This window comes from Flavobacterium sp. P1_E4, from assembly GCF_056405915.1.
On the sequence record NZ_JBFUBE010000001.1, the window covers coordinates 66,721 to 87,028 of the forward strand.

The window sequence follows — 20,308 nt, forward strand, 5'->3', positions numbered from 1 at the left end:
ATACTAATTATTCAGCATCAGGAACAGTCTGAAACTTTGTTCTCTTACTTCCTTCATACATTTCGTATTTCACCAAACGAGCCTCTAAACTCGCATTAAAAAGTTTAATTTTACGAGAAGGTTTCAATCCTACATATTTCAATGCCTCAAGGTTTGCAGTAATAAACCATGCATTCGTTCCTGGATAATTCTTCTTCAAGGTATCACCAATATTTTTATAGAATTCTTCCATGTGAATATCCAATCGCTCATCATAAGGCGGATTGAACACAATATGCAATTTCCCTTCAGAAGTTTTTTCCGTATCAAAGAAGTTCTTTTCTTCAATCTTTATATATTCATCCAGATTGGCATTTTTGATGTTGTCTTTGGCTTTTTGAACTGCAGACGGTGCTTTATCATACCCTTTTATGGTGTAATGAAATTCACGAACACGTTTCAATAAACTATCTTGAATGCTATCAAACAAATCATTGTCCCAATCGTTCCATTTTTCAAAAGCAAATTCTTTACGATTGATATTTGCAGGAATATTACAAGCAATCATCGCTGCTTCAGCCAAAAATGTTCCAGAACCACACATTGGATCCAAGAAATCAGTTTGTCCGTCCCAACCCGAAAGCAACAAAATACCAGCTGCCAAAACTTCATTTATAGGAGCAATGTTTGTCGCCGTTCTGTAACCACGTTGATGCAATGAATTCCCAGAGGTATCTAATGCAACCGAAACTTGGTCTTTATCAATATGTATATTTATTCTTAAATCAGGAAAAGCTTTATCAATACTTGGGCGTTGACCCGTTCTTTCACGAAACTGATCCACAATAGCATCTTTACATTTTTGAGACACGAACTCAGAATGGTTAAAATACTCAGAATGCACAGTTGCATCAATTACAAAAGTTTGGTTTGCATTTATGTATTTAGACCAATTCGTCCCGCGTATTCCTTTATATAACGATTGTTCATCTCTCGCTTTAAAAAAATAAATTGGCTTTAAGATCTTCAAAGCTGTACGCAAAGACAAATTCGCTTTGTACATAAAACCTTTATCACCCTTAAAGCTCACCATTCTCACCCCTTGCTCCACATCCTGTGCGCCCAACATTGTTAGCTCTTTTGCTAATATTTCTTCAAAACCAAAAAAGGTTTTGGCAATCATCTTAAAATTCTCCATCTGTCTTTATAAATTCCAATATTAAAATTACGTATTCCAAACATCCTAAACGGTTTGAAATAGTATATTTTCTGCAAAAATACACTAAATTTGCGGGACTTAAATTAATTGAAAAAGAATAAATGTCCGATTCTACAAATAACAAAACACAAATTACCAATTCTAATCCAGAAAATTGGTTTGCCTCTTGGTTCGACAGTCCTTATTATCATATACTTTACAAAGAAAGAAATTATAGAGAAGCGCAATTGTTTATGGACAATCTAACGCATTACCTCAATCTTCCCGAGAAAGCCAAAGTGCTTGACTTAGCTTGCGGTAAAGGTCGTCATGCCATCTATTTAAACCAATTAGGATTCAACGTTATCGGTGCCGATTTATCTGAAAACAGTATATTGGAAGCACAAAAAAACAGCAATGAAACCTTGCATTTTCAGGTTCATGATATGCGGGAAGTATTTGAAGATAAATTTGATGCTATTTTCAATCTGTTCACCAGTTTTGGTTATTTCGAAAACGATGAGGACAACCTTACTACCCTAAAAGCTATAAAAGAAAGTTTATCTGAATATGGTTTTGCAGTGATTGATTTTATGAATGTCACCAATGTGCTCAACAATTTGGTTCCAGAAGAAGTAAAACATGTTGATGGAATCGATTTCCAAATCAAACGCTACCTAAAAGACGGGCATATTTTCAAAGAAATTGATTTTGAAGACCAAGGTCACAAGTATCATTTTACTGAAAAAGTAAAAGCCCTTACATTAAAAGATTTTGAAGAAATGATGGAAGAAGCAGGTATCTTTTTATTGGATATTTTCGGGGATTATAAGCTAAAAAAATTCCACAAAACAGAAAGCGAAAGATTAATTATGATTTTTAAATAGTTAATTTTGTTTATTCATCGAATCGTTTAATTGTTGAATCGTTAGGATGCTAAACTGCTTAATTGGTATATTATATCTTGCGATTAAAACGATTAAAATAAAACAAATTAACGATTAAACAATTAAACAAATAAACGGTTAAACAAAAAACATGAATTACCTATTACCATTACTGTCTGTACTTCTTGGTTATTTCATAGCTTTATTTCTAAAGCCAAAAAACAAAACCAACCTTAAACTATTACTGGCGTTTAGTGGTTCGTTCTTGCTTTCGCTTACCGTAATGCACCTATTGCCAGAAGTGTATGAAAGTAAAAACCATAACATTGGACTTTTTATAATGTTGGGTATTTTATTTCAAATCATATTGGAGTTTTTCTCCAAAGGAGCTGAGCACGGTCACGTACATGGTCATACCAAAATGTACCAAATCCCTTGGTTATTATTCATCAGTCTCTGTATTCATGCATTTTTAGAAGGATTTCCTGTAAGTCACCATAATGATTTAGCGATAGGAATAGCGATTCATCATTTACCAATTGCTATTATCTTGACTTCCTTTTTCGTTAGTTCCAGTCTAAATAGAAACGCCATCTTTTTATTTATGGTAACTTTTGCAATCATGACACCGCTGGGAACCATTGTTTCAGACTTTATACCACAATTAAACGAATATTATTCTGAGATTACAGCTGTCGTAATAGGAATCCTATTTCATATTTCATCGACTATTATTTTTGAAAGCAGCGAAGGACACAAATTCAATATAGCCAAAGTGTCCATGATTGTTATTGGTATTTTACTGGCATATTTAATATAGAAAAAATACAATCTCACCAAAAAACTTTTTCCAATTGTTTTTCATTGTTTGCATCTATAAAAAAGCGATTAGACTACCTTTATTAGTTAAATTCCGGTTTAGTACAATATTATTCTGATGGATATATTTTATGAATAATCAACCATTTAGACTCAATCACTTAAATTAACTTCTATATAATTCAAATAATTTGCATTATTAAAAATATTACCATTAATTTGCCAAAAATACATTCTTGAGAAGTTTTCTGTCTTTATGAGATTGACGCCAAATTATTAATAAATTTACAGAAGAAACAATGAGAAAAAATTACTTAAAGACCTTAATAAACATCTGTTTACATGTTTAATTTTTTTAGAAGAAGGCCTAAAGAATATACCAAAATTGAAAATCATATTTTTGGTATAATTACTGAGTTACTGAAAATAAGTGCAACCGATATCAATTGTGATGAATTAGGTGGAAAGTATTATTTAAGTAACGAAGAACAACATTTTAGAGTAACAATATTCAGTAATGATTCTGTTATCAGAATGACCAATACACGTGATTCTGTTGCCGAGAAATACGACAAAGTTTTTGTTGAAAATGTTTTAAGGGCTGTCAAAGAAGAGAAACATCGCAGAATGGAATTAGTTTGCGATTCGATTACGAATAGTATAGAAAAGATGGCAGAACGTTTACATCACACTCTTATCATATCAAATGAGGAAGAGGAAAACGAAAAAGAAAAAGAAGCAGAAGAAGACACTTTTCTAAAAAGCGTTTAAAAATAAAAATGAGGGTTTAACTTTTAAATTAAAGTTAAACCCTTTTTCAATTGTAAGCAATGACAGGCTTAGAATTAAATGGACATAAATGATTATTTTATTCCTATTTTTTCGTTTTACACAGAATAGTAAGTTTTAAAATTCCCTAACTTTACCAAGTATATAAGTTGTCAATTTTAAAACAGAACAATGAACTTCACAAAGACCACTGAACAATCTTCCAAATACGAACATTTAGAAAAAATGTCGGTTCAAGAATTACTTACCAATATCAATAACGAAGACAAAACTGTTCCTCAAGCAGTTGAAAAAGCCTTACCACAAATAGAGACTTTAGTCAGCGAAATTGTTGCCAAAATGAAATTGGGCGGACGATTATTCTACATTGGAGCCGGAACTTCCGGACGTTTGGGAATCTTGGATGCCTCAGAATGTCCTCCAACTTTTGGAGTTCCTTTTGATTTGGTAGTTGGTATTATTGCCGGTGGAGATACTGCCATCCGCAAAGCCGTAGAAAACGCCGAAGACAACGCTACCCAAGCCTGGGAAGATTTAAAAGCTTTTGACGTAAACGAGAATGATGTGGTTGTAGGTATTGCAGCTTCTGGAACAACTCCTTATGTTATTGGAGGTTTACAGGCCTGTAATACTAAAAATATAAGCACTGGAAGTATTTCCTGCAATGCGGGAAGTCCGCTTTCGCAAACGGCAAAATTTCCGATTGAAGTTATCGTGGGGCCAGAATTTGTAACCGGTAGTTCAAGAATGAAAGCCGGAACTGCCCAAAAATTAGTTCTGAATATGATTACCACGGCCACCATGATTCAGCTTGGAAAAGTGAAAGGAAACAAAATGGTCGATATGCAATTAAGCAATAGCAAACTTGTAGATCGTGGTGTAAAAATGATTATGGGAGAAATTCCTGTAACTTATGAAGAAGGCTCTGAATTGCTAAAAACTCATGGAAGCGTGAGAAAAGCAGTTGATTATTATAATGCCAAGTAAGTAGATTTCAGATATTTAGGTCACACCAATTATAATTAAACAATTAAACTAGTCTAAATGGCAAACAAAGAATTATTAGCTAAGGGAATAAAATATTTAACTGGTGCATTACCACTAATGTTCATTGGCCCAACCGTTATTTACAATGCATTTATGAACCAGCATACGAATTGGCATTATTTGGTTTTGGCCATAGGAATCATTGCTTGTCTAGCATCAATGTATTTAATGTTTTTAGGTTTAAAAATAATAATGAAAGGCATATTTAACGACTAATTTGTATCTTTACAAAAATTGCAATTATGGATATTCAAGCGGAAATAAATTGGATTCATCAAGAAATTGACAAAGTAAAAGACCCAACTTTTATTGAAAAGATGAAACATCTTTTACAGTCAATCAATACCCCTTCTGAGACAACAGTTGCTGAATACAATATTGATATCGAAAATGCATTAGAAAATATTAAAAAAGGAAATTTCCATACTGAGGAAGAAGCAAAAGCAATTTCAAAAAAATGGGGAAGAAAATAATCTGGTCTAATGATGCATTGGAACAACTAGAAGATATTCATTTTTACATCTTTTTCGAAAGTAAATCGATTCATATTGCGGACAAAGTAATTGATATAATCTTTGAAAGCACCGAAATTCTAAAATCTCAACCCGAAATTTTCAAACTTGACACTCAAAAAATTAATAATGACGGGAGTTTTAGAGTTTATTACATTTATGACTATAGTATTTCTTATCGAATTATAGATAGTTCTATTCAAATCCTCCGTGTGAGACATAATGCACGTAAATCAAAAAAACTCCCATGGAAGACCTAATACACATTCAAAAAACATTTGAAAAAGTAACCTATATCGGTAAGAAGATTAACAATCGTGAATTTGAGGATTGTGTTTTTAAGAACTGCGATTTCTCAAATAGCGATTTTTCGAACAATAGTTTTATGGATTGTGAATTCATAGAATGTAATTTATCGATGACTCAACTGGGAGGTTCTAGCCTGAAGACGGTAAACTTCAAGAACTGCAAACTAATGGGGATTCAATTTCAATCGTGTCAGGATTTTTTGTTCAATGTGCAATTTCAAGATTGTATTTTGGACTATAGTTCTTTTGCTAATAAAAAAATGCCCAAAACCAAATTCAATTCGTGTACGATGAAAGAAGTTACTTTTATCGGAACTAATTTGACCCAATCAGTTTTTGGAAATTGTAATTTGGACAATGCTATTTTTAACGACACTATTTTAGCTGGTGTAGATTTTACAACGGCTTATAACTATAAAATTGACCCTGAATTCAACCCGATGAAAAAAGCAAAGTTTTCAAGTCAGGGAATCGCTGGGCTTTTAGATAAATATGACATAAAAATTGAGTAATCATGAATGCAACCACCTCCTATCTTGAAAGCGTAAAAAAGCAATTTCTCTACTATAAAATGTTGGGAGAAAAAGCGATGGATCAATTGGAACCTGAACAACTTTTCGTGTCTGTAAACGAAGACACCAACAGTATTGCCGTAATTGTAAAACACCTTTCGGGGAATATGCTGTCGCGCTGGACAGATTTCCTAACTACCGATGGTGAAAAGGAAACTAGGAATCGGGATGGTGAATTTGAAAATAACCTACAGACAAAAGATCAAGTATTAGCTCTTTGGAATGAAGGTTGGGATTGTTTTTTAGGAGCTTTGGACAGTTTACAGCCTGAACAACTTTCGGAGATTATTTATATTCGAAACGAAGGGCATACTGTTATTGAAGCCATCAACAGACAATTGGCGCATTATCCATATCACATTGGCCAAATTGTTTTTTATGCCAAACAACTTAAAAATAGTGAATGGGAAAGTTTATCGATTCCTAAAAACAAATCGAATAGTTATAATGCAGATAAATTTGCACAGGAGAAAACAATTAAAAATTTTACGGAAGAAGAATTCAGAAGATTAAAATAAAGACAAAATTCAATGGCAATTGCAATGACAAAAAGCAATATCAATGTTAATGCCTAATACTTGCCCCAGATGGAAGTGAAAACCCCACAGTCTCGTTGACTTAAATTTTTTGTGTTTGCAAAGCGACTGAAAGAAGCTCTTGCAAACACTTAAAAATTTTGTCAACGAGACGAGGAGTTGTAACGGACAGCTGGATTAGGCCCAAATAAAAAAGATAAATACGAAGAAATGAAAAAAATAATACTACTCTCTCCTTTACTGCTGCTACTATCCTGCTACAATGTTGAACGTAACTGTGCCGACTTTAAAACTGGAAAATTTAAATTTGAATACGAGATTGACGGCGTTAAAAAAACAACGGTTTTTGAGCGCAATGACAGTATTGAAATTGAAACCTTTGAGGGGAAAACGGATACTTCAACCGTTCGTTGGGTGAATGATTGCGAATATGTTTTACAGAAAAAACACCCGAAAAACAAGGCTGAAGAGAAAGCGATTGACATGAAAATTTTGACAACTTCAAAAAATTCCTATACCTTTGAATTTGGAATGGTTGGTGTCGATTCTAAACAAAGAGGAACGGTTATTAAGATTGCAGAATAAAGATTGCAGATTTCAAAAACCCATAATTTAAACCCATAATAAAAAATGGAAGTATTTTTAAACCCAGATGCTTGGATTGCCTTATTAACATTGACTTTTCTAGAAATTGTTTTAGGTATAGACAATATCATTTTCATCTCTATTGCAACTGGAAAATTAGCTCCGGAAGACCGCAAAAAAGCAACAAAAATCGGAATGTTTTTGGCCATGTTCATGAGAATTGCTCTTTTATTTGGAATTAATTTTTTAACCAAAATGAAAAAGCCTTGGTTTACGATTGATTGGAGTTGGTTACATGCTGGAGTTACAGGACAAAGTATCATTTTATTATTGGGAGGATTATTTTTGATTTATAAAAGTACCAATGAAATTCGTGAGAAAGTTGATGAGAAAGGTCATGAAGAAAAAGAATTGGGACGAGCTGCCGCAAAATCTTTTCAGAGTGTCATTCTGCAAATTATAATGATAGACCTAGTTTTCTCATTTGACAGTATTCTAACAGCTGTAGGGATGACAAACGGTGTTGAAGGCGCTTTAGTCATTATGATTACGGCTGTGGTAATATCAGTTTTGATTATGATGCAATTTGCAGTTCCTGTTGGGAATTTTGTTAATAAACATCCATCGATACAAATTTTAGGATTGTCCTTTTTGATTTTGATAGGATTCATGCTATTGACTGAAAGTGCGCACTTAGCCAATGCTCTTGTTTTTGGCAGTCATGTGACTCCAGTACCAAAAGGGTATTTGTACTTTGCCATTTCGTTCTCGTTATTTGTAGAAATATTAAATATGAGAATGACCAAAAAGAAATAATATGCTTTCTAAAAACATAAAAAATGCTTTGATTATTGCTGTTGTAGTGGGGACTATTTTGAACACTATTAACAGTTACGACGTAATCTGGGAAGGTAATTTTACATTTAGAAATACTTTAAGAATAGTATTGACTTACATTACTCCGTTTTGTGTTTCCTTATATTCTTCCACATTAGCATCAAAATCATTCGAAAAAACAACCATTAAAAACACAGTTACCTCAAAGTAGCTGTTTTTTTTTATATAATAATTTTAGTTTCAAACAATACCAATGAAAAATACCATTTCACATAGAGTTGCCGATTTCCTAAAGAACTTCCCTCCTTTTACTTTTTTGAATCAAAAAGACATTGAAATTCTTTCGGAGCAAATATCCATTATCTACAAAGAAAAAGACAGCGTTATTTTTGCAGAAAATGAAGAAACCCATAGCTCATTTTATGTGGTTCACAAAGGAGCTGTCGCACTTAGAAAAGGTCTAAAAAATGACATTTTAGACATGTGTGATGAAGGAGATATTTTTGGATTGAGACCTCTTATTGCCAACGAAAACTATAAAATGGAAGCCCGAGCGTATGAAGAAAGTATCCTTTATGCCATTCCTATTTCTATATTTAGACCATACGCATTAGAAAATGAAGCTGTTGGTAACTTCTTAATACAAAGTTTTGCCTCTAATACTAACAATCCATATTCTAAAAGCCATAGAGGAAAGCTGTATGGCGAAACCTTGGCTGGTGATAGTTTGGAAACAGACACCAAATTACTGGATATTCATCCCGTAAAATATTCAAAAAAAATAGTTACTTGTTCCTCTATAACTACAGCAAAAGCTATAGCCGAAATTATGACTAAAAAAAATGTCGGAGCTGTACTTGTTGTCGAAGATAAACTTCCTATTGGTATTATCACCGATAAGGATTTAAGGAACAAAATTGTAACTGGTGAATATCCTATCACGACCTCGGCATCTTTAATAATGACGAGTCCCGTTATTACCTATCCCAAAAAACTCACCACTACACAAGCACAAATGGCAATGATGAAAAGCAACATCAGTCATATATGCCTTACAAAAGATGGTACACCAAACACGAAAGCTGTTGGTATTCTTTCCAAACACGATGTTATGGTTTCACTAGGAAACAATCCTGCTGTATTGATAAAAGCCGTAAAAAGAGCAAAAAAATATAAAGAAATTAAACCGATCCGCGCAAGTATTATGCAGTTGTTACAAGGCTATTTGGATCAAAACATTCCGATAACACTGACATCAAAAATCATTACCGAATTGAATGATGTGTGCATTCAACAAGTAATAGACATTTCATTAAAAAAAATGAGTACTCCACCTCCTGTAAAATTTGCATGGTTGGCAATGGGAAGTCAAGGACGAAGCGAACAATTATTACAAACCGACCAAGACAATGCCTTAGTCTATGAGGATGTACCTGAAGAACTAAAAGAAAAGACGAAAAAATATTTCCTAGAATTAGCAACTCATGTCAACAAAGGTTTATTTGAAATTGGATATGATTATTGTCCAGCCGAAATGATGGCATCCAATCCTAAGTGGTGTTTAAGTCTTGGGGAATGGAAAAAACTGGTTCATCATTGGATTACGAATACCGGAAAAGACGAAGTATTATTGTCTTTTATCTTTTTTGACTACAGCCTTTCTTATGGTGACAGCGAAGTCGCAAATAACTTATCCGACTATATTTTGGAAGATATAAAGGCAAACCCTGTATTTTATCTTCATTTGGTGAGTGGTGCTTTGCAAAGTCCATCTCCTACTGGGTTTTTCAGGGATTTTTTATTGGAACAAGACGGAGCAAACAAAGATTTTTTTGACATAAAAAGAAGAGCTTTAATGCCTTTGAGCGATGCCGCAAGAGTATTAATTTTGTCACATGCTGTAAAATCAATTAGTAATACGCCTGAACGTTTTGAAAAATTAGCAGAATTGGAACCACAAAATAGAGAATTGTATTTGGCTTGTTCTTATTCCTATAGAGCTCTCTTGAAATTCAGAACGAAACAAGGGCTTTTACATAACGATTCTGGTCAATATATCGCACTTGGAGACCTAACAAAACTTGAAAAAATAAAACTTAAGAGCACCTTTAAAACCATTAAAGAGATACAAGAAGTTATTTCCATACGCTTTAATCCTTCTAATATATTGTAATGATGAACTTTTTAAAAAGAAGCAAAGCAAGCATATTTGATTTTTTGAAGATTCCCGAAAAATCGATTGACGAAACACTTTCAAACACTGTTGAAAGTACTCGTTTTGTAGTTTTAGATACCGAAACCACAGGCTTTGATTATGACAATGACCGAATTCTTTGCATTGGGGCTATCACTTTGCAGAACGGCGTAATTTCAATTCCCGATAGTTTTGAAATTTATATTCACCAAGATCATTATGATAAAAAAAGCGCCCAAATTCATGGAATTTTAAAAGATTGGGTAATGGACAAACCATCGGAACTCGAAGCTTTGCAACAATTTTTGGCTTTTTTGGGAGATTCCATTATCATTGCTCATCACACAATCTTTGATGTAACTATGATCAATCGCGCTTTGGAACGAAATGGCCTTCCGCATTTGACTAACAAGACATTGGATACTGCGTTTCTTTATAAAAAAACGCTCATAATGTCCAATCTTTTGGAACGAAAGGAAAAATATGCACTCGATGATCTAGCAGATAAATTTGATATCTCCAAGAAAGATCGCCACACTGCAATGGGCGACGCTTATATAACAGCAATTGCTTTTCTGAAAATCGTAAAAAAATTAAAAGACCTAAAAGGAAAAACAGAATTTACCCTAAGAGATTTGTTTAAATAAAAAAAGCTCCAAAAAGGAGCTTTTTTTATTCTAGAACAAGACAACCTGTCCATCATCGTCCAATTGAACATCCGTGTCATCGGAATTATTTCCTCCTTGAACTTCAACTTCTTCAGGAACAATTTCCTCCGGAGCTTCATACGGTAAAGGCTCCAATAAATTTACTTGTTTCAATTTATCTGTTGTCAATTGATTACCGAGCGCCTTAAATCCTTTTACAGCTATAAATGACTCAATATCCACGGTCAAATTATCTTTTTGAACTCCTTTTACCTTAGTAAAAACTAATTCGGCTACAGGACGATAATCTGTTGCTACGATTTCCAATCTAGAATTGGCATGTTCTGTTATAAAACTTTCCTCTTTATTTTCGGTTTCCACCAAGAAACGCTTAATATAATAACGTTCTTTTTCACCATCATAATAAATTGCCGAAATTGGTTTTTTAGGTATCCATTTCTCCAGAACAATCATATCTTCATCAAAATGAGTAGACAATTCAGGCGTAATGACTTTTATTTTTCCAGTTTGCGAAATCACAAGAATTTTGTCACTTGGTCTAAATTCACCCAACAGCTCTCCTCTGGCATCAACATTCAATCGTTGAACGGTGTCGTCAAACCAAACTTTTCTTGGCAAGAGCGTTGAGATACCTTTCTCCTTTAACTCAATTTTCTTAATAGGATATTTAGAAACCAAATTCCCTTTGGAAGCACGGCCTTTAATAGCTAAAGAAGCAAAATCAATATCGAATTTCAACTTTTTGATACTTCCAACCTGACGTAATAAAATAGTAATTACCTCAGCTTCTCCATTAGGATTACAAGAAAAATACAAGGTTTGTGAACCATTTGTTTCATTTGTCAAATCGTAAGGTTTATCACGAGTAACTCCCGAAACATTAAATCGCTTGATATACGATGGTCCAGACTTACCATCACGATAAATCATATTGTAGATGGTACGTTTGTCACTTTTATCAAAAATGGCAACGTGAATAATATCTTTTCCAACGAAGGTTTTTGCATCAACTTTAGTAATCATCATTTTTCCATCACGCAAAAAGACAATTACATCATCAATATCGGAACAATCAGTAACATATTCATCTTTTTTCAAACTGGTACCAACGAAACCTTCTTCTCTGTTTACGTACAATTTGGTATTTCTTAAAACCACTTTTGTAGCTTCAATATCATCAAAAATGCGCAACTCAGTTTGGCGCTCTCTACCTTTTCCGTACTTCTCTTTTAATTTTGCAAAATATGCAATAGCAAAATCTACCAAATGCTCCAAGTGATGCTCTACTTCCTTCATTTCCTCTTCTAACTTGGCGATAAAATCATCCGCTTTGTCAGAATCAAAACGAGTAATACGAATCATTGGAATCTGAGTTAATCTATGCAAATCATCATCATGAATCTCTCTAACAAATGATTTCTTAAATGGCTCAAATCGGTCATACAAATAAACATATAATGATTCTCTGTCTCCATACAATTTGAAATCAATGTACATTTCTTCACGGATGAAAATCTTTTCCAAAGTAGAAAAATGCCATTTATTTTTTAATTCCTCTAATTGAATTTCCAACTCTTGTCGAAGCAAGTCAACTGTTCTGTTTGTTGAAATTTTCAACATATCAGAAACCCCAATAAACAAAGGTTTATTATCCTCGATTACACAACCCAATGGTGCTACCGAAGTTTCGCAAGCAGTAAAAGCAAACAAAGCATCGATAGTTTTATCCGGAGAAACTCCTGGAAAAAGATGAATTAATATCTCAACCTCAGCTGCAGTATTATCTTCGATTTTCTTGATTTTGATTTTACCTTTTTCATTGGCTTTCAAAATACTGTCAATCAAAGTCGTTGTATTTGTAGAAAACGGAATTTGCGTGATTACTAAAGTATTTTTGTCGAGTTGACCAATTTTGGCACGAACACGAACACGTCCACCACGCATTCCATCATTATAATTGGATACATCAGCTATTCCTTGTGTCAAGAAATCTGGATATAATGTAAATGGTTTTCCCTTCAGAATTTTAATAGACGAATCTATCAATTCATTAAAATTATGAGGCAAAACTTTTGTCGAAAGACCAACTGCAATTCCTTCTGCCCCAGAAGCCAATAATAATGGAAATTTTACGGGTAAGTTATTCGGTTCTGCACGACGACCGTCATAGGAAACACCCCAATCGGTAATTTTTGGAGAATACAAAACTTCCAAAGCAAATTTTGACAAACGCGCCTCGATATAACGAGAAGCCGCAGCTCCATCTCCCGTTAGGATATTACCCCAGTTTCCTTGGCAGTCAATCAATAATTCTTTCTGACCTATCTGTACCATCGCATCACCAATACTCTGATCTCCGTGAGGATGATATTGCATTGTGTGACCAACTACGTTGGCAACTTTATTGTAACGGCCATCATCCAACTCTTTCAAAGAGTGCATAATTCTTCTTTGCACCGGTTTGAAACCATCCTCAATCGCTGGAACGGCACGCTCAAGAATTACATAGGAAGCATAATCCAAAAACCAATCTTTGTACATTCCTGTAACTTTGGTAATGGTGTCATTTTCATCCTCTGTGTTTTCGTAAAAATGTTGCCCTTCAAAATGTTTGGCTTCGACATCAATAATTTCATCCGAATCAATATCATCTTGATTTTCATCAAAAGAATTGTCTTCAGAATTATTTTCTTCGTTTGCTGGAATTAGGTTATCGTCTTCTTCGTCTTTCATCTATTTTGATTCCGAAATTAATTGTATTAAATCTTCTCTGCTTGGCAGAATTGTTTTGTATTTACTGGCAAATATTTGCTCGTTATTTTCTGGTAAAGTATATTCTACAACCAAATCGCTTTTATTTTGGCAAAGCACAATACCTATGGTTTTATTTTCATCTTCCAAACGCATTACTCTGTCATAATAATTGACATACATTTGCATTTGCCCTAAATCTTGATGCTTTAATTCTCCTATTTTTAAATCAATAAGCACAAAACATTTCAATATTCGATTATAGAAAACCAAATCAATCCTGAAATGTTTATCATCGAAAGTAATTCTGTTTTGTCTAGCCACAAAAGTAAAACCGTGGCCTAATTCTAATAAAAAATGTTCTAGTTTATTAATGATTTCTTCCTCCAACTCCGTTTCAGAATACTGATGCAATTCTGGCAATCCCAGAAACTCCAAAATATAGGGATCTTTGATAAGATCTTTTGGTTTCTCTATAATCTGACCTTGTTCCGAAAGTTTTAAAATCCCTTCTTTATCTCGGCTCAAAGCCAATCTTGTATACAGTGCCGAATCATATTGGCGTTTTAATTCCCGAACACTCCAATTGTATTTTTCAGATTCTATTTCGTAGAAACGTCTTTCTTTTTCATCATCAATTCGAATTAAAAAAGTGTAATGAGACCAAGTCAACTTGAAAAATGAAAGTAGTGTTTGAGAATTAATTGCATTCGATTTCGCAGACAGTGTGTGCGAATTGTTATCAAGGAATTCCGCAGACACTGTCTGCGTTTTTTGAAAATTGGAAATCCGCAACACTGTCTCGGATTTTGAATAAATTAAATAAAATTTTCTAAATTGCTCTAAATTCCTCAATGAAAACCCTTTCCCAAACTCATTCGTCAATTGTTCGGAAAGCCCTTTTAATAATTGCTTTCCATATTCAGCTCTATCTTTTCCGTTTTGCTCTTCTTCTACAATCATTCTTCCTATTTCAAAATAGGTATAAACCATTGTTGAGTTTACGGTACGCAAAACCTGTTGTCGAGCATTTTGCAACAGCTCGGCTACTTGAGAAAATAAAGCTTTATTTTGAAGATTTCCTGACACTATTTTTCCAAATTATTTCACTTCTTCCAAAACATCCAACTCCACCTTCAAGTTCTTGATGATAAAATCTTGTCGATCTGGAGTGTTTTTACCCATATAGAAAGACAATAACTGTTCGATAGAAGTATGTTTATCCATCATAATAGGATCCAGACGAATCGTTTCTCCAATGAAATTCTTGAACTCATCCGGCGAAATCTCTCCCAATCCCTTAAATCGAGTAATCTCAGGTTTTGGTTTTAGTTTTTCTATAGCGTCTTTACGCTCTTCTTCCGAATAGCAGTAAATCGTTTCTTTTTTATTTCGAACTCTAAAAAGAGGTGTCTGCAAAATATACAAATGTCCCTCTTTAATTAATTCTGGGAAAAACTGAAGAAAAAAAGTAATCAACAACAAACGAATGTGCATACCGTCGACATCGGCATCGGTTGCGATTACGATATTGTTATAACGCAATTTTTCCAATCCATCCTCAATATCTAAAGCTGCCTGCAATAAATTGAATTCTTCATTTTCGTACACAATTTTTTTGCTCATTCCGTACGAATTCAAAGGCTTACCACGCAAACTAAAAACCGCTTGGGTATTTACATCACGAGATTTGGTAATTGACCCAGAAGCCGAATCCCCCTCGGTAATAAAAAGCGTGCTTTCTAAATTTCTAGGGTTTTTGGTATCAGGAAGATGCGCACGGCAATCTCTTAATTTTTTATTGTGCAAATTGGCTTTTTTTGCGCGGTCAGTTGCTAATTTTCGAATTCCCGATAATTCTTTTCGCTCGCGTTCAGCCTGAAGAATTTTACGCAATAAAGCTTCTGCTGTGGCTGGATTTTTATGTAAATAATTATCTAATTTAGTTTTAATAAAATCATTTATAAATGTACGAACTGAAACAGGTGGTGTTCCATCATCAGATCCCATATCCATCGAACCTAATTTGGTTTTGGTCTGAGATTCAAAAACAGGTTCCATCACTTTGATGCTTATTGCACTCACTATCGATTTACGGACATCTGACGCTTCGAAACTTTTATTGTAAAACTCACGAATAGTTTTTACAATTGCTTCTCTATAAGCTGCTAAATGCGTCCCTCCTTGCGTTGTATTCTGACCGTTAACAAAAGAGTGATATTCTTCGCTATATTGTGTCTTACTGTGTGTTAAAGCAATCTCAATATCATGTTCTTTCAAATGGATAATTGGATATTCTAAGTCTTCTTCGCTAATAGTTTCTTCCAATAAATCTCTAAGACCATTCTCCGAAATGTATTTTTCGCCATTGAATATAATCGTCAAACCATTGTTTAGATAACAATAATTTTTTACCATTTTGACAACATACTCCATACGGAATTTGTAGTTTTTGAAAATGGTTTCATCAGGTGTAAAAGTAACTTTGGTCCCTTTTCGCTTGGTGGTATCAATTATATCCTCTTCTAAAACTAAATTTCCTGCAGAAAACTCTGCCGCTTTTTGCTTGTCGTCACGAACAGATTCTACACGGAAATAATTAGATAAAGCATTAACTGCTTTTGTTCCCACACCATTCAAACCTACCGATTTTTGAAAAGCTTTGGAATCGTATTTTCCTCCTGTGTTCATTTTCGAAACTACATCAACAACTTTCCCCAACGGAATTCCACGTCCGTAATCACGAATTGAAACGGTTTTATCTTTGATAGTTACCTCAATAGTTTTCCCAGAGCCCATAACGAACTCATCGATACAGTTGTCGAGAACCTCTTTTAATAAAATATAAATACCATCATCTGGCGAAGACCCATCACCGAGTTTACCAATGTACATCCCTGGACGCATACGGATATGTTCTTTCCAGTCGAGAGAACGGATATTATCTTCGGTGTATTGATTTTGATCTGACATTTTGGAATTTTATCGAATTTAACTGCGTTCTGTTCAGTATTTACTTATCATAAATACCTCGAGTGTGCTAATGTAGTGTAATTCGATAAATTTTAAAAGAGGAATACTGCAAAGTTATCAAGAATGATATTGACAGCCAGTTTTAGATTTTAGATTCAGTTCGTTATAAAAAATTACTCTTTAAACAAAAATCCCAAACCCATTCCTTTGAGCATTTTTTTTTCAAAAGCCCAAAAGAATTTAAATTGACCAAAAAGAAAACCTATTGCTACCAATAAAACTTGATAAATAGGAAAAATCAATAATAAACGAATTGGAGTGTACCAGTGTCCTAATTCTTCCTTTCCGATACCTAACCACATACAAAAAGGTTTAGATAAATAAGCTGAAGCAGATCCGGTAATGGCAAAAACAACAAATATGACGGCTAATTGCCAATCGGATGTAAGTCCCCAACGTTGTTTCAATCCTTTCATTTTTAGTTTATTCCTTTTTGCAAATATAACAGGTTTTAATGGTTGAATTTATTCTTATTCCTTTTTTTGTTTGTATAATTTCAGCTATTAAAAATCATAATTAAAGGCTAAGAAACTTTCTTTTTTAAAATGACGTCTATTATTTCAAACAACCGTTCTCTGTTAATAGGTTTTGTTATGTAATCCGTAAATCCGGCCTTGAAAATTTTATCTTTATCTTCATTAGATGAAAATGCTGTTTGGGCAATCACAGGAAGATTGGGTCTTATTGGTGCGATTTTTTCAAGAGCTTCAAATCCATCCATCATAGGCATTTTGATATCCATTAATACCAAATCAATGTTAGGATTATTAAAGCAAATATCAACAGCTTCTTGACCATTTTCGGCGCGAATTATTCTATAATTTTTAGCTTTCATTATCTTTTGAAACAACAAGAAATTAATATTGTCGTCCTCAGCAATTAATATAGTTCCTTCTTCTTCACCTTTAGAAATACTAACTTCATTAACAGGCTGAACTTTAATTTTTTGTGATTTTACATATTCCAAAGGAATAGTAAAATAAAACTCCGATCCTTTTCCCAGTTTCGATTCTAATGAAATAGTTCCTCCAAGCATTTCGGCATAGGCTTTAGAAATAGCAAGACCTAAACCAAGTCCGCCAATTTTTATTGTATGATCTCCTCCCACTCTTCTAAAACGATCAAAGATATATTGCTGATTGTTTTCGTCAATCCCAAAACCAGTATCTTTTACTTTGAATACAATTTGATTATTTGGCTCGTCAATTTCATAACCAAATTCAACAGACCCCTGTTCAGTAAACTTTAATGCATTAGTAACGAGGTTTGTAATAATCTGTTTTAGTTTTACTTCATCCGTTTTTATGGGATATGGAGCTGGATTTTTATTCCCAATTAATTTGAAATCTATTTTTTTAGCTTTCTTATTTGTGATTTTAATACTGTCGTACAAATCTTTGACACAAGACTCCATATTTACGGCAGTATAATTAGGTTTTGTCTGATGAGATTCTATTTTTGACATTTCAATAAGATCATCAATAATCGCAATCAAATTTTTCCCACTTTTGTCAATAACGGATAAATATTCTTGTTGCTCTTCTTTTCCTACTTCAGTATTCATAAGTAGTTCATTAAATCCAACTATTGCATTAATTGGAGTTCTTATCTCATGTGATAAATTGGATAAAAAAGAAGATTTCAATTTGTCATTTTCTTCCGCTTTTAATTTTGCTTTTACCAATTTGCTTTTTTGTTTGGCATTTTCTTCAAAAAGACTTCCAATGTTTTTAAAATCACCTTCCGTATTTTTTAAAATTTCAATAGCGCCTTTATTCCCTGTTTCTAGTGCTTTGGTAATGGCATGTAATGGAATAGAAATCCATTTTTTGGTATAAATAAAGCTCAACAACAGCAAGATTAAAGAAATAAACAATATAAAATAAAGACTTTTTAAAATGGTTGCAATAAACTTCTCAAAAGGCCTTTCAAAATAAACACGTGCTACAAATTGATTTTTATAATCCTTCAAATCAGCTTTATATTGAAGAATGTAATTCTTAACTGCTTTATTATTTTGATTGTATAATATAGTTATTGTAGAATTGGTTATTTTCTCAATCTTTTGTTTGAAAGGAGTATCTATTCTTCTTGCTAAAATAAAATAACCTACTGGTTTTGATTTTATTACGTCATTTGATTTTGCAATGGCAATACCAAATACCTGAATTATTCCATCGGATGTTTTTAAATAAAAACGAGACTTCCCTGATTTATTTAAAGCAGTTAAAGCTTCTTTTGGGACAAAATCAACTTCTTTTATTTTAGTTGTATTGGTATGATTAATAATTTTATTATCCAAACCATAAACCCCAATATAATCAGATTTAAAGATACTTGGGTCAGAATACATTTTGTTATACCAACTGGAATCTTTTGTTTTAAGATAATCTACAAAATCACTTCTCTCCATTGAAGTAACAACTTGACTGAACACAAGTTGAGAAATTCTAGTTATTTCATTCTGAAATTGATTATTGTAATTATCTAAAATACTTTTCTTGATACTTGTTATATACAACAGTATGGTTAAAACCAATGCTATTGAAAAAACATTCATACCCACAACTAACAAGATTATTTTTGGTTTCGATTTTTTAACTTCTATTTTTTTCATAGGAAAAGAATATGTGCTTTTTATAAAAGCATCTGAATAGATAGCTTTAAATAAACAATACAAAGCTTTTTTTTCAATCTCTTTAATCAATTATCATGCCGTAATTTCAGAAACTATACATTAGATTTGATGTGCTCTTTTTTTTATCTAAAAAAGAAGTTTCAATAGCATTTGGGATTTTATTTTTTTGGCATCTGACGCCAACTGTTTTTTTTTAAAATTTAAGAGAAGAAAATCTACTATAAATATACCAAAAAATAAACACTTACTAATAAGGTGTTTACATAAAAAAAAACACTTACAAGCTTGTAAGTGTCTTTTTTAAAGATTTAAATAAATTTATTTCTCAATACTATTTTACAAATTTCATTTTCTATCTCGGTGGTACTCGCCCATATAATCTTTGATTGTATTTATTTTGAAAATAAATCATATAATTATAGATTAGGTAATTTACTTCATAACCATAATTAATAGTTGAATTATAATCGATGGTCATTTCATATAAATTAGGCGGATAAATTTGCGGTTGACGGACGCGGTTATTCCATTCCAAAACATAAAAATTATTTTTGTTTTCCAAATAGGATTGCGAATAATATCCCCTTGGAAAAGCTGTTGATTGTAACCAAAAATCAAAACCAGGTTCAATGATGATAACTTCATATTCGAGTTCCTCATTTACAATTTTTATAGTGTCATTACTTCCTGTTTTTGGCTTCTCTGCACTTACTACATTAGATTTAGAAGTACTACATCCTATAATTATCAAAAAAACAATCAATATGCAAATTAAATTTTTCATAATAATAGCTGTTTACGGATGTTATAAAAAAACAACTTGTATAACTACTCAAAGTTAAGAATTTTTAAGCTCATTAACTTCGTTTTAAAGCTAAATCCAGTATGAATATATAATTTTCGAATAAAATCTGACATCGATTTTACTTCTTGAATCTATCTATTCTGATGCAAA

Annotated in this window: 21 protein-coding genes; 14 read left to right on the plus strand and 7 right to left on the minus strand. The window is 32.9% G+C overall.

Annotated elements, in window-relative coordinates; translation table 11 throughout:
• Window positions 1-7 precede the first annotated feature (7 nt).
• A complete protein-coding gene (locus tag AC1DY0_RS00360; protein ID WP_477186708.1) occupies window positions 8-1,177 on the minus strand; it encodes a THUMP domain-containing class I SAM-dependent RNA methyltransferase in 1,170 nt (389 codons plus the stop codon).
• Window positions 1,178-1,299: 122 nt separating this feature from the next.
• Between AC1DY0_RS00360 and AC1DY0_RS00365 the strand changes: the two genes are divergently transcribed.
• The 14 genes from AC1DY0_RS00365 (at window position 1,300) to AC1DY0_RS00430 (ending at window position 10,910) form a co-directional block, all read left to right on the plus strand.
• The gene (locus AC1DY0_RS00365) at window positions 1,300-2,064 is read left to right on the plus strand and encodes a class I SAM-dependent methyltransferase (RefSeq protein WP_173503978.1); all 765 of its coding nucleotides are present in this window, start codon (window positions 1,300-1,302) and stop codon (window positions 2,062-2,064) included.
• A 151-nt stretch (window positions 2,065-2,215) separates the two neighbouring features.
• The gene (locus tag AC1DY0_RS00370) at window positions 2,216-2,884 is read left to right on the plus strand and encodes a ZIP family metal transporter (RefSeq protein WP_477186709.1); all 669 of its coding nucleotides are present in this window, start codon (window positions 2,216-2,218) and stop codon (window positions 2,882-2,884) included.
• 341 nt (window positions 2,885-3,225) lie between these two features.
• Window positions 3,226-3,654, plus strand: coding sequence for a hypothetical protein (locus AC1DY0_RS00375; protein WP_477186710.1), 429 nt, complete (start codon window positions 3,226-3,228; stop codon window positions 3,652-3,654).
• A gap of 189 nt (window positions 3,655-3,843) precedes the next feature.
• The gene (gene murQ / locus AC1DY0_RS00380) at window positions 3,844-4,659 is read left to right on the plus strand and encodes an N-acetylmuramic acid 6-phosphate etherase (RefSeq protein ID WP_477186711.1); all 816 of its coding nucleotides are present in this window, start codon (window positions 3,844-3,846) and stop codon (window positions 4,657-4,659) included.
• Between the two features lie 57 nt (window positions 4,660-4,716).
• Window positions 4,717-4,935, plus strand: coding sequence for a DUF6095 family protein (locus AC1DY0_RS00385; RefSeq protein ID WP_477186712.1), 219 nt, complete (start codon window positions 4,717-4,719; stop codon window positions 4,933-4,935).
• A 26-nt stretch (window positions 4,936-4,961) separates the two neighbouring features.
• Window positions 4,962-5,192 carry a hypothetical protein gene (locus AC1DY0_RS00390; RefSeq protein ID WP_477186713.1) on the plus strand — a complete coding sequence of 77 codons (231 nt, stop codon included), beginning with the start codon at window positions 4,962-4,964 and terminating at the stop codon, window positions 5,190-5,192.
• The gene (locus AC1DY0_RS00395) at window positions 5,177-5,491 is read left to right on the plus strand and encodes a type II toxin-antitoxin system RelE/ParE family toxin (RefSeq protein WP_477186714.1); all 315 of its coding nucleotides are present in this window, start codon (window positions 5,177-5,179) and stop codon (window positions 5,489-5,491) included. Before AC1DY0_RS00390 ends, AC1DY0_RS00395 begins: the two co-directional genes overlap by 16 nt.
• A complete protein-coding gene (locus tag AC1DY0_RS00400; RefSeq protein WP_477186715.1) occupies window positions 5,479-6,051 on the plus strand; it encodes a pentapeptide repeat-containing protein in 573 nt (190 codons plus the stop codon). Before AC1DY0_RS00395 ends, AC1DY0_RS00400 begins: the two co-directional genes overlap by 13 nt.
• 2 nt (window positions 6,052-6,053) lie before the next feature.
• Window positions 6,054-6,629, plus strand: coding sequence for a DUF1572 domain-containing protein (locus AC1DY0_RS00405; RefSeq protein WP_477186716.1), 576 nt, complete (start codon window positions 6,054-6,056; stop codon window positions 6,627-6,629).
• 228 nt (window positions 6,630-6,857) lie between these two features.
• A complete protein-coding gene (locus AC1DY0_RS00410) occupies window positions 6,858-7,232 on the plus strand; it encodes a DNA topoisomerase IV (protein WP_477186717.1) in 375 nt (124 codons plus the stop codon).
• 45 nt (window positions 7,233-7,277) lie between these two features.
• Window positions 7,278-8,048: a TerC family protein gene (locus tag AC1DY0_RS00415; RefSeq protein ID WP_477186718.1), complete on the plus strand. Its 771-nt coding sequence runs from the start codon at window positions 7,278-7,280 to the stop codon at window positions 8,046-8,048.
• Between the two features lies 1 nt (window position 8,049).
• Entirely contained in the window at window positions 8,050-8,280 is a 231-nt protein-coding gene (nrtS, locus tag AC1DY0_RS00420) for a nitrate/nitrite transporter NrtS (protein ID WP_477186719.1), read from the plus strand.
• Between the two features lie 42 nt (window positions 8,281-8,322).
• Window positions 8,323-10,242 carry a DUF294 nucleotidyltransferase-like domain-containing protein gene (locus AC1DY0_RS00425; protein WP_477186720.1) on the plus strand — a complete coding sequence of 640 codons (1,920 nt, stop codon included), beginning with the start codon at window positions 8,323-8,325 and terminating at the stop codon, window positions 10,240-10,242.
• Window positions 10,242-10,910, plus strand: a complete 669-nt coding sequence (locus AC1DY0_RS00430) for a 3'-5' exonuclease (protein ID WP_477186721.1) — start codon at window positions 10,242-10,244, stop codon at window positions 10,908-10,910. Before AC1DY0_RS00425 ends, AC1DY0_RS00430 begins: the two co-directional genes overlap by 1 nt.
• 30 nt (window positions 10,911-10,940) lie before the next feature.
• Here the strand turns inward: AC1DY0_RS00430 and AC1DY0_RS00435 are convergent, their stop codons facing one another.
• The 6 genes from AC1DY0_RS00435 to AC1DY0_RS00460 form a co-directional block, all read right to left on the minus strand.
• On the minus strand, window positions 10,941-13,664 hold the full coding sequence (locus tag AC1DY0_RS00435) for a DNA gyrase/topoisomerase IV subunit A (protein ID WP_477186722.1): 2,724 nt from the start codon (window positions 13,662-13,664) through the stop codon (window positions 10,941-10,943).
• Entirely contained in the window at window positions 13,665-14,771 is a 1,107-nt protein-coding gene (locus AC1DY0_RS00440) for a PDDEXK nuclease domain-containing protein (RefSeq protein ID WP_477186723.1), read from the minus strand. It lies immediately after the preceding gene.
• Between the two features lie 12 nt (window positions 14,772-14,783).
• Complete coding sequence (locus tag AC1DY0_RS00445; protein ID WP_310003069.1) at window positions 14,784-16,655, minus strand: DNA topoisomerase IV subunit B; 1,872 nt, start codon at window positions 16,653-16,655, stop codon at window positions 14,784-14,786.
• 173 nt (window positions 16,656-16,828) lie between these two features.
• The gene (locus AC1DY0_RS00450; protein ID WP_477186724.1) at window positions 16,829-17,131 is read right to left on the minus strand and encodes a DUF6787 family protein; all 303 of its coding nucleotides are present in this window, start codon (window positions 17,129-17,131) and stop codon (window positions 16,829-16,831) included.
• Window positions 17,132-17,238: 107 nt separating this feature from the next.
• Window positions 17,239-19,332 (minus strand): ATP-binding protein, encoded by a 2,094-nt coding sequence (locus AC1DY0_RS00455; protein ID WP_477186725.1) that lies wholly within the window; start codon window positions 19,330-19,332, stop codon window positions 17,239-17,241.
• A 373-nt stretch (window positions 19,333-19,705) separates the two neighbouring features.
• Window positions 19,706-20,137 (minus strand): DUF6146 family protein, encoded by a 432-nt coding sequence (locus AC1DY0_RS00460; protein ID WP_477186726.1) that lies wholly within the window; start codon window positions 20,135-20,137, stop codon window positions 19,706-19,708.
• Window positions 20,138-20,308: the final 171 nt, after the last annotated feature.

Bases quoted from the DNA above. Each gene is read 5' to 3' on its own strand.
- nrtS (WP_477186719.1), top strand. From the start codon at position 8,050: ATGCTTTCTAAAAACATAAAAAATGCTTTGATTATTGCTGTTGTAGTG.
- AC1DY0_RS00460 (WP_477186726.1), bottom strand. From the start codon at position 20,137: ATGAAAAATTTAATTTGCATATTGATTGTTTTTTTGATAATTATAGGA.
- AC1DY0_RS00445 (WP_310003069.1), bottom strand. From the start codon at position 16,655: ATGTCAGATCAAAATCAATACACCGAAGATAATATCCGTTCTCTCGAC.
- AC1DY0_RS00370 (WP_477186709.1), top strand. From the start codon at position 2,216: ATGAATTACCTATTACCATTACTGTCTGTACTTCTTGGTTATTTCATA.
- AC1DY0_RS00365 (WP_173503978.1), top strand. From the start codon at position 1,300: ATGTCCGATTCTACAAATAACAAAACACAAATTACCAATTCTAATCCA.
- AC1DY0_RS00455 (WP_477186725.1), bottom strand. From the start codon at position 19,332: ATGAAAAAAATAGAAGTTAAAAAATCGAAACCAAAAATAATCTTGTTA.
- AC1DY0_RS00450 (WP_477186724.1), bottom strand. From the start codon at position 17,131: ATGAAAGGATTGAAACAACGTTGGGGACTTACATCCGATTGGCAATTA.
- AC1DY0_RS00405 (WP_477186716.1), top strand. From the start codon at position 6,054: ATGAATGCAACCACCTCCTATCTTGAAAGCGTAAAAAAGCAATTTCTC.
- AC1DY0_RS00360 (WP_477186708.1), bottom strand. From the start codon at position 1,177: ATGGAGAATTTTAAGATGATTGCCAAAACCTTTTTTGGTTTTGAAGAA.
- AC1DY0_RS00395 (WP_477186714.1), top strand. From the start codon at position 5,177: ATGGGGAAGAAAATAATCTGGTCTAATGATGCATTGGAACAACTAGAA.
- AC1DY0_RS00415 (WP_477186718.1), top strand. From the start codon at position 7,278: ATGGAAGTATTTTTAAACCCAGATGCTTGGATTGCCTTATTAACATTG.
- AC1DY0_RS00410 (WP_477186717.1), top strand. From the start codon at position 6,858: ATGAAAAAAATAATACTACTCTCTCCTTTACTGCTGCTACTATCCTGC.
- AC1DY0_RS00425 (WP_477186720.1), top strand. From the start codon at position 8,323: ATGAAAAATACCATTTCACATAGAGTTGCCGATTTCCTAAAGAACTTC.
- AC1DY0_RS00430 (WP_477186721.1), top strand. From the start codon at position 10,242: ATGATGAACTTTTTAAAAAGAAGCAAAGCAAGCATATTTGATTTTTTG.
- AC1DY0_RS00400 (WP_477186715.1), top strand. From the start codon at position 5,479: ATGGAAGACCTAATACACATTCAAAAAACATTTGAAAAAGTAACCTAT.
- AC1DY0_RS00385 (WP_477186712.1), top strand. From the start codon at position 4,717: ATGGCAAACAAAGAATTATTAGCTAAGGGAATAAAATATTTAACTGGT.
- AC1DY0_RS00375 (WP_477186710.1), top strand. From the start codon at position 3,226: ATGTTTAATTTTTTTAGAAGAAGGCCTAAAGAATATACCAAAATTGAA.
- murQ (WP_477186711.1), top strand. From the start codon at position 3,844: ATGAACTTCACAAAGACCACTGAACAATCTTCCAAATACGAACATTTA.
- AC1DY0_RS00435 (WP_477186722.1), bottom strand. From the start codon at position 13,664: ATGAAAGACGAAGAAGACGATAACCTAATTCCAGCAAACGAAGAAAAT.
- AC1DY0_RS00390 (WP_477186713.1), top strand. From the start codon at position 4,962: ATGGATATTCAAGCGGAAATAAATTGGATTCATCAAGAAATTGACAAA.